The organism is Caballeronia choica (assembly GCF_001544535.1).
GTDB classification, from domain to species: domain Bacteria; phylum Pseudomonadota; class Gammaproteobacteria; order Burkholderiales; family Burkholderiaceae; genus Caballeronia; species Caballeronia choica.
On record NZ_FCON02000008.1, the window covers coordinates 109,309 to 125,419 of the forward strand.

Genomic DNA, 16,111 nt, shown 5'->3' on the forward strand with positions numbered 1-16,111 from the left:
TTTCGCCAGTCCGACACGATTACGCCGGAACCCGACCCAATGAAAGCCAACGTTACCACAGCCGCGAGCCTTGTCACCAAAGGCTCGCGACTGCCATAGGCGCCGCCTGATAAAATACGCGCCTTCCGCGCTCGCTGCATGACTCCCCGATGTCGAGCGCCCGGCGTCATCCGAAGAACGCGCGCACTACCCACCCTTGCAGACCATGTTCAGCTTTTTCAAACGATTCAAAAAACCGGCCGATACCGATACCCCGGTTGAAAGTCAGGCGGACGAAGCCGCCGACACCGTCGTCGAGGCGCCGGAACTTCCACACGCGCCAACGGAACCGCTGCGGCATGCAACGACGCCGGTGACACCCGCGCAGCCGGTCGAGCCGGAACCATCGGCGCCGGCCGCTCCCGTCGAGCAAGCGAGCGCACAACCGGCGACGCAGGCGTCCGAGCCGAAAGCCTACTGGCAAGGCCGCACGCCGTCGCAATGGAAGCGTGAGCCGCTCGCGGAAGAACTCGATGAAATCATTCCGCCGCCCGCGCCGGATTCCAGCGCGAAGAAATCGTGGATTTCGCGGCTGAAGCACGGTTTGTCGAAGACAAGCTCGAGCCTGACCGGCATTTTCGTCGGCGCGAAAATCGACGAGGATCTGTACGAGGAACTCGAAACCGCCCTGCTGATGTCCGACGCGGGCGTCGATGCAACCGAATTCCTGCTCGAAGCGCTGCGCGAAAAAGTGCGCGCCGAACGCCTGACCGATGCGATGCAGGTCAAGATCGCGCTGCGCTCACTGCTCGTCGACTTGTTGAAGCCGCTCGAAAAATCGCTGATGCTCGGCCGTGCCCAACCGCTCGTGATGATGATCACGGGTGTGAACGGCGCGGGAAAGACGACCAGCATCGGCAAGCTGGCGAAGCACTTGCAGCGCTTCGAGCAGTCGGTGCTGCTCGCCGCCGGCGACACGTTCCGCGCCGCCGCCCGCGAACAGCTCACGGTCTGGGGCGAGCGCAACAACGTGACGGTGATGTCGCAAGAAAGTGGCGACGCCGCCGCCGTGATCTTCGACGCGGTGGGCGCCGCGCGTGCGCGCAAGATCGACGTGATGATGGCCGACACGGCCGGCCGTCTGCCGACGCAATTGCATTTGATGGAAGAACTGCGCAAGGTGCGCCGCGTGATCGCGAAGGCGATGCCGGATGCGCCGCACGAAGTGTTGCTCGTGATCGACGCGAACACCGGCCAGAACGCGCTCGCGCAAGTCAAGGCATTCGACGATGCGCTCGGCCTCACCGGCCTGATCGTGACCAAGCTCGACGGCACCGCGAAGGGCGGCATTCTTGCCGCGATCGCGCGGCAACGGCCGATTCCCGTGTATTTCATCGGTGTCGGCGAGAAGGTGGAGGATTTGCAGCCGTTCAGCGCGGACGAATTCGCCGACGCATTGCTCGGGTAAACCGAGCGTCGATACAAAAATGGGCGTCCTGCGGGGCGCCCATTTTTTTTCGCTTTCGACATACGTCGAGTCAGTACGACTGAGTCAGTGCGAAAGCACCAGCGCGGCCGCAATCCACCACATCACGCAGCCGACGATCACGTCCAGCACGCGCCACGCGACATCTTTCTCGAACCACGGCTGCAAGAGGCGCGCACCGTAGCCGAGCGTCGTGAACCAGACGATCGACGCGCACATCGCCCCCGCCGCGAACCACGCGTTGCGCGGCCACCCGTAACGCGCGCCGATACCGCCGAGCAGCACCACCGTATCGAGATAGACATGCGGATTGAGCAGCGACAACGCGAGCACCGTCGATGCCGCGCCGAGCGCCGTCTGCGTTTCGCCGTCGGAGGCATCGAGGTGCCCCGGCCCGCGCCACGCCGCGAGAAACGCGCGCGCGCCGTACAGGAACACGAAGATCGCGCCGGCCCAGCGGATCACGTCGAGCAGGAACGGCGCCCGCGCGATCAGCGCGCCCATCCCGCCGATCCCGAGCCCGATCAGCAGCACATCGATCGCCGCGCAGATCGCGACGACCAGTCCCACATGCCTGCGCTTCAATCCCTGCCGCAACACGTACGCGTTCTGCGCGCCGATCGCGATGATCAGGCTGGCGCCGAGCCCGGCGCCGGACAAGTAACTCGATAAATAGGGAAACGTCATTCAGCGTCCGGTTGTTGCGCGGGCGCGGCGCGCTGGAAGGCGTCGATCTGGTCGGCGTGATCGGCGATGCGTTCGAGCGTCGGAAAGCGGCTCATGTCGATCTTGAAGCGCCGCGCGTTGAACACCTGCGGCACGAGACAAAGATCGGCGACGGTCGGCGTATCGCCGAAACAGAGCGCGCCGACGCGTGGGTCGCCGGCGAGCCGCTTTTCCAGCGACGTAAAACCCATCTCGACCCAATGGGCATACCACGCGTCTTTCACGTCTTCAGGCGTCTTGACCTGATGCTTCAGGTACTTGAGCACGCGCAGGTTGTCGAGCGGATGGATTTCGCAGGCGACCTGCAACGCGATCGCACGCACGAACGCGCGATCAGTCGGCGCGCGCGGCAGCAGCGGCGGCTCGGGATGCGTTTCCTCCAGATACTCGATGATCGCGAGTGACTGGTTCAGAACTTCGTCGCCGTCGACGAGCGTCGGCACGATGCCATCCGGATTCAACGCGCGATATTCCGGCTTGAGCTGCTGCCCGCCGTCGCGCAGCAGATGAACGGGCGCGTACTCGTAGTCGAGCCCCTTCAAATTCAACGCGATGCGCACCCGATACGCCGCCGAACTGCGGAAATAGCTGTAAAGCTTCAAGGTGTCTCCTCTTTTTTGTTCGATGCTCAGACCACACGCACTGAAAACTCGCCGATGCCGTCCACGCCGCCCGTCATCAGGTCGCCCTTCGCGACCGCGCCGACGCCTTCCGGCGTGCCGGTGAAAATCAGGTCGCCGGGGAAGAGTTCGAAGAGCGTCGACAGATACGCGATCGTCTCGCCGACCGACCAGATCAGTTGCGAGATGTCGGAGCGCTGCTTTTGTTGGCCGTTGACCATCAGCCAGATCGCGCTCTTTTCCAGATGCCCGACCTTCGACACCGGATGGATCGGCCCGAGCGGCGCCGAATGATCGAAGCCTTTGGCGGTATCCCACGGACGGCCGAGCTTTTTCGCTTCGGCTTGCAGGTCGCGGCGCGTCATGTCGAGGCCGAGCGCGTACCCGTAGACGTGATCGAGCGCCTGGTCGGCGGGAATGTCGCGGCCCTGCTTGCCGATCGCGGCGACTAGTTCCATCTCGAAGTGCACGTTCTTCGACTGCGACGGATAGTCGAACTCGCCGGTTGCACCGGGCGCGACATACAGGACCGCATCGGCCGGCTTGCTGAAGAAGAACGGCGGTTCGCGGTCCGGATCGTGACCCATTTCACGCGCATGCGCTTCGTAGTTGCGGCCGACGCAATAGATACGGCGCACGGCGAACCGATCGTCCGAACCGGCGACAGGCACCGCCACCACCGGCGCCGGAGTGAACACGTAACTCATCCCGCTCTCCTCATTCTGGGTTGGATCACCCGGCCGCGCGTGCGAGGCGAGGCCGGCAAGACAAAGAGTTTAACTTGGCCGCGTCGAGCCTGCGTGGCGGGGCAAGGCGGCAGATGATGCCCCGGCGGTCACCAGGATGACTCGCAAAACCCGCTTAAATGCGATACTCAGCAGCATTCCCTCTCCCAGAATTGCGTCGGACGAACGTGGACCTCGCCAGCACGAAACGCCACGAAACGCACGCCGGCCGCGCAAATGAATCGATGACCGATCCTGCTGACCCTGCCTTCCCCTGCGCGCGCTATATCAAGGAGATTGGACGCGGCCCGAACGGCGCGCGCGCCCTGAGCCGTGACGACACCTACGCGCTCTACGAAGCGATGCTCGACGGCCGCGTCTCCGATCTCGAACTCGGCGCGGTGCTGCTCGCGTATCGCGTGAAGGGCGAGACCGCCGCCGAACTCGCCGCGATGCTTGCCGCCGCGCATCGCTCGTTCGAGCCGCTGCATATCCAGAACGGCCGGGAGCACGCCCGGCCGGTGTCGATCCCGAGCTACAACGGCGCGCGCAGGCAGCCGAACCTCACGCCGCTCCTGTCGATGCTGCTCGCCCGCGAAGGCGTACCGGTGCTGGTGCACGGTGTCGTCGACGATCCGGGGCGCGTGACGAGCGCCGCGATTTTCGCGGAACTGGGCATCGCGCAAGCCGCGTCGCACGATGAAATCGAGGACAGTCTCGCGTCGCGCCGGCTGGCGTTCGCGCCGATCGTGGCGCTTGCGCCGAAGCTCGCGCGGCTGTTGTCGCTGCGCCGGATCATGGGCGTGCGCAATTCCACGCATACGCTCGTCAAGATTCTCCAGCCGTTTGCGCAGCCGGGGCTGCGGCTCGTGAACTACACGCACCCGGAGTATCGCGAAAGCCTGACGGGACTTTTCATCGATCACCCCGATGCCGCGCTGGGCGGCGCCCTGCTCGCACGCGGCACGGAGGGCGAGGCGGTGGCGGATACGCGCCGGCAGGTCCAGGTCGACTGGTTCCACGACGGGCATTCCGAGACGCTGTTGTCGGCGGAACGCTCGTCCGCCGACGCGCCGTCAGCCGAATTGCCCGAATCGCTCGATGCGGCGACCACCGCGCGCTGGATCGAAACCGTGCTGCGCGGTGAAGTGCCGGTGCCGCCGGCGGTCGCGCGGCAGGTCGAACTGATCGCCGATATCGTGCGCAGGCCGGCTTGATTAAGAAAGCGCCGATTGTTTCCGATCCCAGCCGGACTCATCGACCGGTTGACATATCAGCAGGCACTGGCATAAAGTAGGCCAATGCGCTTCACCCCTTTCTCCTCCCTCCGAATTATTTCGGGCCGCCTAGCGCGGCCCCTATCGCTACGTCTAGCGTAAGTCGCCAGGCGTAGCGCCGCGCGTCGTCTGTCTCACGTGCGGCCTGCCAGCAGTTCTCGTAGTTCTCTCTTTTTTCACCACCTGTAGTCGTCAGCTTTTCGTTCGCCCATCCCGCGAAACGAAAACGCGAGGGTCAAATGCACGCTGCTTCGCGCACGTTCACGTTGGTCGCAGGCGTCACCATCGCCGTGATGCAACGTGGGCACGCGCGCCGGCAAGTCTCGTGTGCATCGGGCAGCAGCCGGCCAGCCGCCGGCCGATGCCTCTCTCGCAGGCGCTACGCAAACCGCGACAACCGAGGTCGACGATCATGATGCCCAGCCCCGCCGAGAAATACCGTCCTTTCCCGCAAGTCCGCCTGAATGGCCGCCGCTGGCCGACCCGCACGATCGAGCGCGCGCCGGTCTGGATGAGCACCGACTTGCGCGACGGCAACCAGTCGCTGATCGAGCCGATGAGCATCGCGGCAAAGCTCGAATTCTTCGAGATGCTGGTGGCGACGGGTTTCAAGGAGATCGAAGTGGGCTTTCCGTCGGCGTCGCAGACGGATTTCGACTTCGTGCGCAAGCTGATCGTCGAAAAGCGCATTCCCGACGACGTCACCATCGAAGTGCTCGTGCAGTCGCGCCGTGAACTGATCGAGCGCACGTTCGAGTCGGTGGAAGGCGCGTCGAAGGTGATCGTGCATCTCTACAACGCGATCGCGCCCTCGTTCCGGCGCATCGTGTTCAACCAGTCGAAGGACGAGGTGAAGGCGCTGGCGGTCGAGGGAACGCGCATCGTCAAGGAATGCGCGGTCGCGCGGCCCGGCACGCACTGGACCTACCAGTATTCGCCGGAAACGTTCAGCATGACCGAACTCTCGTTCGCGCGCGAAGTGTGTGACGCCGTCGCGCAAATGTGGCGCCCGACGCCCGATCACAAGATGATCGTGAACCTGCCCGCCACCGTCGAAGCCGCGATGCCGAACGTCTTCGCGGACCAGGTCGAGTGGATGGACAAGAACCTCGGCTATCGCGACAGCATCGTCCTTTCGGTGCATCCGCACAACGATCGAGGCACGGCGGTGGCCGCCGCCGAACTCGCGATGCTCGCGGGCGCGGAACGCGTCGAAGGCTGCTTGTTCGGCAACGGCGAGCGTACCGGCAACGTCGATCTCGTCACGCTCGCGATGAACCTCTACACGCAGGGCATCGATCCGGGCCTCGATTTTTCGGATATCGACGGCGTGCGGCGCGTCGTCGAGCGCTGCAATCAGATTCCCGTGCATCCGCGCCATCCGTATGCGGGCGATCTCGTGTTCACGGCGTTCTCGGGTTCGCACCAGGACGCGATCCGCAAGGGTTTCGCGCAGCGCGAGCCGGGTACGGTGTGGGACGTGCCCTATTTGCCGATCGATCCCGCCGATCTCGGCCGCAGCTATGACGCCGTGATCCGCGTGAACAGCCAGTCCGGCAAGGGCGGCGCGACATTCCTGCTCGAGCGTGGCCTCGGCTTCACGCCGCCGCGGCGCGTGCAGATCGAGTTCAGCCACGCAGTGCAGGCGGTGGCGGACGCGTCAGGCGAGGAAGTATCCGGCGATGCGATCTGCGCGCTGTTCCGGCGCGAATATTTCGGCGCCGAAGGGCCAGTGTCGCGCGTCAACCCGACGACGCTGTGTGTCGGCGGGCGCAACATCGTGTTGCCGCCGGCATCGGGCGCCGCGTCGGGCGAGGCTTACGCGCAGGCGGTCGCGACGGCGCTGGGCGTAGCGGCGAACGTGGCGTGGTTCGACACGGTCAATACGGTGAATGGCGAGACAGCGGTGTTTGTCGGCTGCCGCGTCGGGGACCAGGCCATGCGCTTCGGCGTCGCGGTGAATGCGAATGCGGCGCAAGCGGTCGTCGATGCAGTGGCGAGCGCGGTGAATCGCGCGCAATGGGCTGAAGTTGCGCGGGCAGACGCTGACGCAGTACGGGAAGCTGTCGCGGCCTGACGTCGACTGGCGCCTCGCCGCGCACGGCGGCAAGGCGCCTGCGTCTGCGTCGGGTTGGTCGGATACTCGAAGCTTGTCCGACAGCTCCGCCGCGAACCAGCACGCCGATTCGCGACGAAAGTCACTCCAGCGCGATCCGCGTTGCCTGCAGCGCCAGCAGCTGCCACTGTCCGCCCGACTGCACATGGATCGCGGTATAGGCAATCGGGAACACCAGCGCGCCATTCTTCGACTCCATCTCGATCAGCGCGCGCCCCGACACCAGACACGAATCGCGACCCGCCAGCACCACGTCCTGCGACTGGATCTCGATCTGCCGGTAGCGGCGCCGCCCGGCCGTGATCGCGTCGATGAACTGGCGCTTCGTCTCGCGCTTGCCGTTCGTGTGCACGTAGCTGACGTTTTCTGCCAGCAGCGCGTCCAGCACGGCGCCGTCGCCGTCGACCATCGCCCGGAAGCGGTCGCGCTCGAGGCCGCGAATCGCCTCAATAGTTTTTGCTGGCATCTGTCGGTTCCCCTTGCGCCAAGGAACCGGTACGCGCGGTCCTCGTCAGAAGTTGTATTGCAGATATAGCTGGCTGAAATTTATACCAGGATTCGGCTCTTTGATACCGCCGTTCGATAAATGCTGGAAGCGGAAGCCAGCCTGGTAGTTCTGATGAGCACCGAAGATCGCGCCGATGCCGACCATGTCGGCAAACTGAAATACGCTGCCGACGGAGAACGTCTCGGTAATGCGCGTGTGCGAGAGCAGCCGTATGCCGACGCCCGCCTCGATGAACGGACGGATATACCCGGCGCTCTTCACGAAGCGCAGCACCGGCGTCACGCCGATCTCCAGAATATTCGGATTGACCGTCTGGTCTTCATACGAGTGCCAGTACGAGACGTGTCCTTCTCCCACCACGGTGAAGTGGAATCCGGCGATTTCCCACCACGTCCAGTTCGGGTCCCACACGGCCCCGAGATCGACTTTCTTCATATCGCGATCCGCGACGCCTGCCCCAACCTGCACCCCGAACCGGTCGGCGTTCGCGGTCGCGGAGGCAAGCGCGCACGCCGCAAGCAGGGTGGATCGAAGGGAACGGATGAGCCAGGCGCTTTTTTTCTTTTGCATGTACAACCCCGTCACGGGTTTCACAATTGCCGACCGCTCGTGCAGTCGCCGTGACATTTTAGAGACGCTCTCGAATTCGTGCTCGGATCGTGCCAGCTTTGGTCCAAACACTGAATTTCGTATCGAAGAATGCCGTAAATGCGGAAATGCATGCGAAGTCGGATTAAAAGTGTGTAGCTGCTCCGGTAAAAATGACGGTTTTAACAAATGGTAAACGATGCCCTATCGAATCTTGTTTTTTGATAGCTTTTGTGGGAACTCCCACATACGCGCCCCCTCTAATCCTTAGCACTCAGCGAACTGGAGTGCTAATATCGTGGCTGACTCGCTGCGATGTCCCGCAACGGGTTTTTTGTTGATAAGGAGCTTATGAGCGTGACCAATGCGATGACCCTTCCGAAAATTGTGAGCTCGGCACCGGCCAAGGCCTCCTCGGCAGGCGCGCTGACGTACGCACAGTCGTCGATGCTGACCGGCCAGATCGGCAACCTCGACGCCTACATTTCGGCTGTGAACCGGATTCCGATGCTGCAGCCGTCGGAGGAACGTCAGTACGCCACCGAATTCCGCGAACACGGCAACCTGGATGCGGCGCGCCAGCTCGTGCTGTCGCACCTGCGGCTCGTCGTGTCGATCGCCCGCAATTACCTCGGCTACGGCCTGCCGCACGCCGACCTGATCCAGGAAGGCAACATCGGCCTGATGAAGGCCGTGAAGCGCTTCGACCCGGCGCAGAACGTGCGCCTCGTGTCGTACGCGATGCACTGGATCAAGGCGGAGATTCACGAGTACATCCTGCGCAACTGGCGCACGGTGAAGGTCGCGACCACCAAGGCGCAGCGCAAGTTGTTCTTCAACCTGCGCAGCCACAAGACCGGCCTCGCCGCGTTCACGCCGGATGAAATCGAAGGCCTCGCGAAAGAGCTGAACGTGAAGCGCGAGGAAGTCGCGGAGATGGAAACGCGTCTGTCGGGCGGAGACATTGCGCTCGAAGGCCAGGTCGAGGACGGCGAGGAAGCCTTCGCGCCGATCGCGTATCTCGCCGACTCGCATAACGAGCCGACCAACGTGATCGCCTCGCGCCAGTTCGACAAACTGCAAAGCGAGGGCTTGTCCGACGCGCTCGAATCGCTCGACGAACGCAGCCGCCGCATCATCAAGGCGCGCTGGCTCGACGTGCAGGACGACGGATCGGGCGGCAAGACGCTGCACGAACTGGCCGACGAATTCGGCGTATCGGCCGAGCGGATTCGGCAGATCGAAGCCAGCGCGATGAAGAAGATGCGCTCGGCGCTGCACGACTACGCTTAAGCTTCGCGGTTAAGCCTTGCCGCAAAGCCCGCCGTCGAAAGACGGCGGGCTTTTTGTTTGCGCCGCGCCGGAAACGACAACGGCGCCCGAAGGCGCCGCTGTGTCATGTAGTGCTTTTAGTTTTAGAGCCGCTTACGCCGGCAACGGCGCCGCGCCGCCACTGTTGTTCGACAGACGCGCCGACAGTTGGCGTGCATACCGCTCCGCCGCCGTTCCCACGACGATGTGGAACGTATCCGCCGACACCCACGCGACGTCGAGCGCCGACATCCGCTGGCGATCCACCGCCGACGGATCGCGCACGACCACGCGCAGGCGCGTCGCGGCGATGGCATCGAGCGAAGCGATGTTGGTCGCGCCGCCGAACACGGCGAGCCAGCGCACCGGGTCCGGATCGAGCGGGCCTTGTTCGCCGGCAGGAACCGCCGTGGCAGCGGCAGCCGCCGGAGCAGCAGGCGCCGATGAAGCCGGCGTTGCGCCGCGCGTCGTCGAATGCTCGAGTTCCGTGCGGATTTCATCGGCGATCAAGTCGGCTTCCGGCCCGATGATCACCTGGACGGTCGTCGCGCCGCGCTTCAGCACGCCGCGTGCGCCGATCGTCTTCAACTGCGCCTCAGACACCTTCTCGTTATCCGCCACCGACAGACGCAGACGCGTCGTGCAGGCATCGACGAGCGTCAGGTTCGACGCGCCGCCCAGCGCGGCGATGTACTGCGCCGCGCGCGACGTGGCAACCCCCGCCACCGGCGCGACAAAGCCGCCTGCAGCTTCGGTCGAATCGGTTTGCGCATCGGTCGTCGCGGGTTCGCGGCCCGGCGTCGCCATGTTGAACTTGCGGATGAAGAAGCGGAACAGGCCGTAGTACAGGAAGCCGTAGACGATGCCGATCGGAATCGCCATCCAGCCGCGCGTCGAGAGGCCGTAGTTCAGCACGTAGTCGATCGCGCCCGCCGAGAACGTGAAGCCCAGATGGACGCCGAGCGCCGAGCAGATGGCAAGCGAGAGACCCGTCAGCAACGCGTGGATCGCGTAGAGAATCGGCGCGAGGAACATGAACGTGTACTCGATCGGCTCGGTCACGCCCGTGAGGAACGAGGTCAGCGCCATCGAGAACAGCAGGCCGCCGACGATCGCGCGACGGTCCTTCGGCGCCTCGTGGAACATCGCGAGACACGCTGCCGGCAAGCCGAACATCATGATCGGGAAGAAGCCGGTCATGAAGCCGCCCGCGGTCGGATCACCCGCGAAGAAGCGATGCAGGTCGCCCGTCACCGCTGCGCCGCCGCCCGGAGGCGTGAACGTGCCGAACACGAACCACGCGAGCGAGTTGATGATGTGGTGCAGGCCCGTCACGAGGAGAATCCGGTTCAGCAAGCCGAACACGAACGTTCCGAGTGCGCCGGCCGTCGTCAGCCAGAGGCCCGCTGCGTCGATCGCATGCTGGACCGGCTGCCAGACGTAGCCGAACACGATCCCGAGCACCAGACAGGCCACGCCCGTGACAATCGGCACGAAGCGTTTCCCTCCGAAGAACGCGAGGTACTCGGGGAGCTTGATGTCCTTGTAGCGGTTGTACATATAGCCCGCCACCATCCCCGCGACGATCCCCGACAGCACGCCCATGTTGAGCTTCGGATCGATGTCCTTCATCACCGCGACTTCGATCAGGTAGCCGATGGCGCCCGCCAGACCCGCCGTGCCGTTGTTGTCCTTCGCAAAGCCCACCGCCACGCCGATCGCGAACAGCAACGGCAGATTCGAGAAGATCGCGTCGCCCGCGTCGGCGATCATCTTGATGTTGAATACATCGGGCTGGCCTAGTCGCAGCAGCAGCCCGGCCACGGGCAGCACTGCAATCGGCAGCATCAGCGCTCGGCCTAGGCGCTGCATCTTTGCAAACGGGTTAGCGTCCATCGGGTTCTCCAAAAAATATAGGTCTTGTCGTTGCTGGGGTTGAATATCGGGCCGCGAAAAGCCCCGACGCCGGACGGACGATCAGTCCAGCGGCCAGATTTCGCGGCTTGCTGCTCTTACTGCCTGAGCCGATTCGAGCGCGAGGGCATCCTCGGCACGCTGACGGCAAAGTGGGTAATCGAGATTGCGCACGCGCGCCTTGATGCCGGGCACCGACACCGGATCGACCGACAACTCGGTCACGCCCAGGCCGACGAGCAGCGGCACCGCGACCGGATCGCCGCCGAGCGCACCGCACACGCCGACCCACTTGCCGTGCTTCTCCGCGCCCTGCACGGCGGCCTTGATGAGGCGCAGCACGGCCGGGTGCAGGCCGTCGGACTGAGCGGCGAGGTCCGGCTGGCAGCGGTCCATCGCGAGCGTGTATTGCGTGAGATCGTTGGTGCCGATCGAGAGAAAATCGGCGTGCTTCGCGAGCTGGTCCGCGAGCAAGGCCGCCGACGGCACTTCGATCATCACGCCCACTTCGATCGGATCGGTGCGGCCGATTTCGCGCGAGAGTTCGTCGATGCGCTTCCTGAGGCGCACGAGTTCGCCCGCATCGGTGACCATCGGCAGGAGGATGCGCACCTTGCCGAACGGCTGCACGGCGATGAGGCCGCGCAACTGCTCGTCGAGGAGATCGGGGCGCACCTGCGCGAGACGGATGCCGCGCAAGCCGAGCGCCGGGTTCGTCTCGGGCGGCAGCGTCAGGTAGTCGACTTCCTTGTCCGCGCCGACATCAAGGGTGCGGATGATCGCGGTGCGGCCCTTGAGCGCATCGACGATCGTTTGATAGCTGTCCTTGTGCTCGTCCTTCGTCGGCGCGGCCTGGCGATGGATGAACAGCAGTTCGGTGCGCAGCAGGCCGACCGAATCGGCGCCGTTGTCGACGGCGGTTTGCGCGTCGTCGAGTGTCGCGATGTTCGCGGCGACTTCGATCGTGCGTCCGTCGCGGGTTGCCGCCGCTTCGCCGGACGTGCGGCGGTTCACCTCGCGCACCCCCGCGAGACGCTGGCGTTCGAGCCGCGCACGCTCGACGTCGAGCGCGGTCGGCGCGTATTCCAGCCGTCCCGCCGATGCATCGACCACGACTTGCGTGCCTTCCGGCACCGCATGCAGCGCATCGCCGACGGCGACCAGCGCCGGAATGCCGATCTGGCGCGCGATGATCGCCGCGTGCGAGGTCGCGCCGCCACGCGCCATCACGAGCGCGGTGACGCGCGTGCGGTCGAGCGACGACAGATCGGACGGCGTGAATTCGTCGGCGGCGAGGACGGCTTCGTCGGGCAACGAGCGGGCCGTCGAGTTCGTATAGCCAAGCGCGCGCAACACGCGCTTTTCGATGTCGCGCAAGTCGGCGGCGCGTTCGGCGAGCAGCGCGTCCTGGATGTTCGACAGCAACGCGATCTGCGCGCCAATCGCCTCGCGCCACGCGTAACCGGCGCTCTTGCCGAGGCTGATCAAATCGCGCGCGGCGTCGAGCAGCGTCGGATCTTCGAGCAGCACGCGATGCACCGCGAAAATCCCCGCTTCGCCGACCGCGCCACGCTGCGACGCGGTGCGCACGGTTTCGTCGAGTTCCGCATCGACCTTTGCGATCGCGCGGTCGAGCGCATGGCTTTCCGAAGCCGACGTGGCGGTGGCCTGCTCGGGCGGCGTGATGTCCTGATCGTCCCAGCGGACCAGCTTGCCGACCGCGATGCCGGGCGCCGCGCAGACCCCCGCGAGCGTGTTCGGATCGAGCGGCTGGCCGGGCGCGCGCTGGATCGTTTCCGGCGCCGGCGATTTCGCGCGTGCCGGCGTTTCCTCGACTTCGCCGTGCGCCGCGCGCAGCAATTCCGCAGCGACCGCTTCGACCGCTTCTGAAGCCTGCGCGCCAATGCCGAGCAACTCGATCGTCGCGCCTTCGCCCGCGCCGAGTCCCAGCAATCCGACGACGCTTTCGATCGGCGCCTTGCGGCCTTCGAAGCGCACTTCGACCTTCGCGTCGAAACCGCGCGCCGCTTCCCGGGCGCGCGCCGCCGGCCGCGCGTGCAGGCCGCCCGCATGGGCGAGCGTCACGTTGCGGCGGGCTTCGGCGGTGAAATTGGCGTCGCTGCGGGCGGCGTCGGCCTTCGCGCCGCCCTTGGCGCGCAGCACGAGCAATTGCCCCGCGCCCGCTTTCAGCACGCCGCGCCCGGCGCGCTCGACGACTTCGAACGCATCGCTATTGGCAATCGCGATCACCGAGACGAGACTCGGCGCATGTTGCGCGACGTAATCGGCGTCGAATTCGATCAGCACCTGACCGGCGCGCACGGCTGCGCCCTGCTCGACCTTCGGCGTGAAGCCCTTGCCGCCCAGCCCGACCGTATCGATGCCGATATGCAGCAGAATCTCGGCGCCCTGCGGCGAGCGCAGCGTCACCGCGTGATGCGTGCGGGCGAGATGCGTGATCGTGCCGTCGCAGGGCGCGACCAACACGCCGTCGAGCGGATCGATGCCGATGCCGTCGCCGAACATGCCTTCGGCGAAGACGGGATCGGGCACGCTGGCGAGCGGCACCACGGGGCCGGTGAACGGTGCGAGCAACACGAAATTGCCCGGGTTATCGGTGGAATGATTCAACTGTGACTCCTCGGCACGACGCATCGGATGACTCGCTCAGTGAGTTTCGGTGACTTTGTTCAGGTGGCGCGGGGCGTCGGGATTGCGCCCGCGCGCGGCGGCGAGACCCGCTGCCATCACGTAGAAGGAAAGAATCGCGGCGATCGGATCGAGCGCCGGGTGGTCGGTGACGGCGAGCGGCAAGTCGGCTTCCGCGATGTCGTCGGGGGCGGCCAGCAGCACGCGCGCGCCGCGTGCGCGCATGTCGCGCGCGAGCTGGATGAGGCCCGCCTGTTCCGGTCCGCGCGGCGCGAAGACGAGCAGCGGATAGTCGCGGTCGATCAGTTCCATCGGGCCGTGACGTACTTCGGCGCTCGAAAACGCCTCCGCCTGGATGCCCGACGTTTCCTTCAACTTCAGCGCCGCTTCCTGCGCGATCGCGAGGCCGAGACCGCGGCCGATCACGATCATCCGGTCGACGCCTTTCAGTTCATCGACGGCTTTCGTCCAGTCGAGCTTGCCCGCTGCACGCAACGCGTCCGGCAGCGTCTTGAGCGCGTTGAGCAATTCCGTGTCGCGCTGGACGTGCGCGATGACGATCGCCGACAGCGACAGCATCGCGATATAGCTCTTCGTCGCCGCGACGCTCAGTTCGGCGCCGGCGAGCAGCGGCAGATGCCATTCGCAGGCGTCGGCGAGCGGCGAATTCGGCGCATTGACCGCCGCGACAGTGAACGCGCCCGCTTCGCGCAACGCCTGCATCGTGCCGACGAGATCGGGGCTCTTGCCCGACTGCGAGAACGCGACGGCGAGTTGACCGGAGACGCGCAACGGCGCCTGCTGCAAGGTGGCGACCGACATCGGCAACGACGCGACCGGCACGCCGATGCGGCTCATCGTGAGGCTGGCGAAGTAACTCGCGGCGTGATCGGAACTGCCGCGCGCGACGGTCAGCGCGACGTGGCGCGGCTGTTCGGCGAGCTTGACGGCAAGGGCCTCGATGTTCGAGGTATCGGCGAGCTGGGCGGCGACCACATCGGCGGACGCCAGCGCCTCATTAAGCATATTCGACAATCGATTCTCCTTCGACGTAAGTAGCCGTCAGCGCCAGTTCGCGGTCGATGACGACGAGGTCGGCCCACGCGCCGCGCGCGATGCGGCCACGGTCTTCGAGACCGAGGTAGTCGGCCGCGAAGCGCGACAGACGATTCGAGACGTCCGCGATCGGCAGGCCGATCGAGACGAGGTTGCGCAGCGCCTGATCCATCGTCAGCGTGCTGCCGGCGAGCGTGCCGTCGGCGAGCCGCACGCCGCCCATGCACTTCGTGACGTGCTGGCTGCCGAGGCGGTATTCGCCGTCGGGCATGCCGGACGCCGAAGTGCTGTCGGTGACGACGTAGAGATGCGGAATCGCGCGCAATGCCGCGCGAATCGCGCCCGGATGGACATGCAGCAGGTCGGGGATCAGCTCCGCGTATTCCGCATGCGCGAGCGCCGCGCCGACCATGCCGGGATCGCGGTGATGCAGCGGCGACATCGCGTTGAACAGATGCGTGAAACCGCGCGCGCCGTGCTTGAGCGCGGCGACGGCGTCGTCGTAGGTGCCGAGCGAGTGGCCCATTTGCACCCGCACGCCGCGCGCCGCGAGTTCGGTGATGATGTCCAGGTGGCCGGAGATTTCCGGCGCGATCGTGACGACGCGGATCGGCGCGAGCGAAAGATACTTCAGCACTTCATCGCGCACGGCGACGGCAGCGGCGTCCGGCTGTGCGCCGAGCTTGCCGGGATTGATATATGGACCTTCGAGATGCACGCCGAGCACGCGTGCTCCGCCGGCCGCCCGGTATTTCGCCTGGTCGCCCAGGCCTGCGACGACGCGCATCAGTTCGTCACGCGGCGCGGTCATCGTCGTGGCGAGCAGGCTCGTCGTGCCGTGCTGCGCGTGTAATCGCGCGACGGTCTGCGCGGCATCGCCGCCTTCCATGATGTCGGCACCGCCGCCGCCGTGGACGTGCAGGTCGATGAAGCCGGGCAGGATGTAAGGCGCGCCGTTCGTCGACGGATCGACGCGCTCGCCTTCAAGCGACGTCACGCGTCCGTTCTCGAAGCGGATCGAACCGTGAATCCACCCGTCGGTGGTAAGTATGTTTCCTTTGAGCATGAAGTTCTCTATGAAACGCGATGCCTGGGTGAGACTGAAAACCGGTCGCGCCTTGCTGCGAGCAGGCTGAAACTGCGTCCGGCGTCTTTG

13 protein-coding genes are annotated in these 16,111 nt (G+C 65.3%); 4 read left to right on the forward strand and 9 right to left on the reverse strand.

Annotated elements, in window-relative coordinates:
* The first annotated feature begins 205 nt into the window (after positions 1-205).
* Positions 206-1,447 (forward strand): signal recognition particle-docking protein FtsY, encoded by a 1,242-nt coding sequence (gene ftsY, locus AWB68_RS05780; protein ID WP_087643392.1) that lies wholly within the window; start codon positions 206-208, stop codon positions 1,445-1,447.
* A gap of 84 nt (positions 1,448-1,531) precedes the next feature.
* On the opposite strand, the gene AWB68_RS05785 is transcribed toward ftsY, so the two are convergent.
* From AWB68_RS05785 to AWB68_RS05795, 3 genes are read right to left on the reverse strand one after another with little or no spacing between them, the layout of a single operon-like run.
* Complete coding sequence (locus AWB68_RS05785) at positions 1,532-2,152, reverse strand: LysE/ArgO family amino acid transporter (protein ID WP_087643393.1); 621 nt, start codon at positions 2,150-2,152, stop codon at positions 1,532-1,534.
* On the reverse strand, positions 2,149-2,793 hold the full coding sequence (gene maiA, locus AWB68_RS05790; RefSeq protein ID WP_087643394.1) for a maleylacetoacetate isomerase: 645 nt from the start codon (positions 2,791-2,793) through the stop codon (positions 2,149-2,151). The genes AWB68_RS05785 and maiA overlap by 4 nt, the downstream gene beginning before the upstream one ends.
* Positions 2,794-2,819: 26 nt before the next feature.
* The gene (locus AWB68_RS05795) at positions 2,820-3,518 is read right to left on the reverse strand and encodes a fumarylacetoacetate hydrolase family protein (RefSeq protein WP_087643395.1); all 699 of its coding nucleotides are present in this window, start codon (positions 3,516-3,518) and stop codon (positions 2,820-2,822) included.
* A 263-nt stretch (positions 3,519-3,781) separates the two neighbouring features.
* Between AWB68_RS05795 and ybiB the strand changes: the two genes are divergently transcribed.
* Together ybiB and leuA are read left to right on the forward strand one after the other, a co-directional pair.
* Positions 3,782-4,753: a DNA-binding protein YbiB gene (gene ybiB, locus AWB68_RS05800; RefSeq protein WP_125482880.1), complete on the forward strand. Its 972-nt coding sequence runs from the start codon at positions 3,782-3,784 to the stop codon at positions 4,751-4,753.
* A 472-nt stretch (positions 4,754-5,225) separates the two neighbouring features.
* Entirely contained in the window at positions 5,226-6,890 is a 1,665-nt protein-coding gene (gene leuA / locus AWB68_RS05805) for a 2-isopropylmalate synthase (protein ID WP_087643397.1), read from the forward strand.
* A gap of 121 nt (positions 6,891-7,011) precedes the next feature.
* On the opposite strand, the gene AWB68_RS05810 is transcribed toward leuA, so the two are convergent.
* Positions 7,012-7,395 carry a nuclear transport factor 2 family protein gene (locus tag AWB68_RS05810; RefSeq protein ID WP_087643398.1) on the reverse strand — a complete coding sequence of 128 codons (384 nt, stop codon included), beginning with the start codon at positions 7,393-7,395 and terminating at the stop codon, positions 7,012-7,014.
* 45 nt (positions 7,396-7,440) lie between these two features.
* On the reverse strand, positions 7,441-8,007 hold the full coding sequence (locus AWB68_RS05815) for an acyloxyacyl hydrolase (protein WP_125482881.1): 567 nt from the start codon (positions 8,005-8,007) through the stop codon (positions 7,441-7,443).
* A gap of 375 nt (positions 8,008-8,382) precedes the next feature.
* Between AWB68_RS05815 and rpoH the strand changes: the two genes are divergently transcribed.
* A complete protein-coding gene (gene rpoH, locus AWB68_RS05820) occupies positions 8,383-9,318 on the forward strand; it encodes an RNA polymerase sigma factor RpoH (RefSeq protein ID WP_087643426.1) in 936 nt (311 codons plus the stop codon).
* 132 nt (positions 9,319-9,450) lie between these two features.
* Here rpoH and nagE read toward each other — a convergent pair whose 3' ends face one another.
* The 4 genes from nagE to nagA form a co-directional block, all read right to left on the reverse strand.
* A complete protein-coding gene (gene nagE / locus AWB68_RS05825) occupies positions 9,451-11,232 on the reverse strand; it encodes an N-acetylglucosamine-specific PTS transporter subunit IIBC (protein WP_087643400.1) in 1,782 nt (593 codons plus the stop codon).
* A gap of 81 nt (positions 11,233-11,313) precedes the next feature.
* A complete protein-coding gene (gene ptsP, locus AWB68_RS05830) occupies positions 11,314-13,905 on the reverse strand; it encodes a phosphoenolpyruvate--protein phosphotransferase (RefSeq protein ID WP_200828640.1) in 2,592 nt (863 codons plus the stop codon).
* A gap of 12 nt (positions 13,906-13,917) precedes the next feature.
* Positions 13,918-14,925 carry an SIS domain-containing protein gene (locus AWB68_RS05835; protein ID WP_087643401.1) on the reverse strand — a complete coding sequence of 336 codons (1,008 nt, stop codon included), beginning with the start codon at positions 14,923-14,925 and terminating at the stop codon, positions 13,918-13,920.
* Positions 14,918-16,021, reverse strand: coding sequence for an N-acetylglucosamine-6-phosphate deacetylase (gene nagA, locus AWB68_RS05840; protein WP_087643402.1), 1,104 nt, complete (start codon positions 16,019-16,021; stop codon positions 14,918-14,920). The genes AWB68_RS05835 and nagA overlap by 8 nt, the downstream gene beginning before the upstream one ends.
* Positions 16,022-16,111 lie beyond the last annotated feature (90 nt).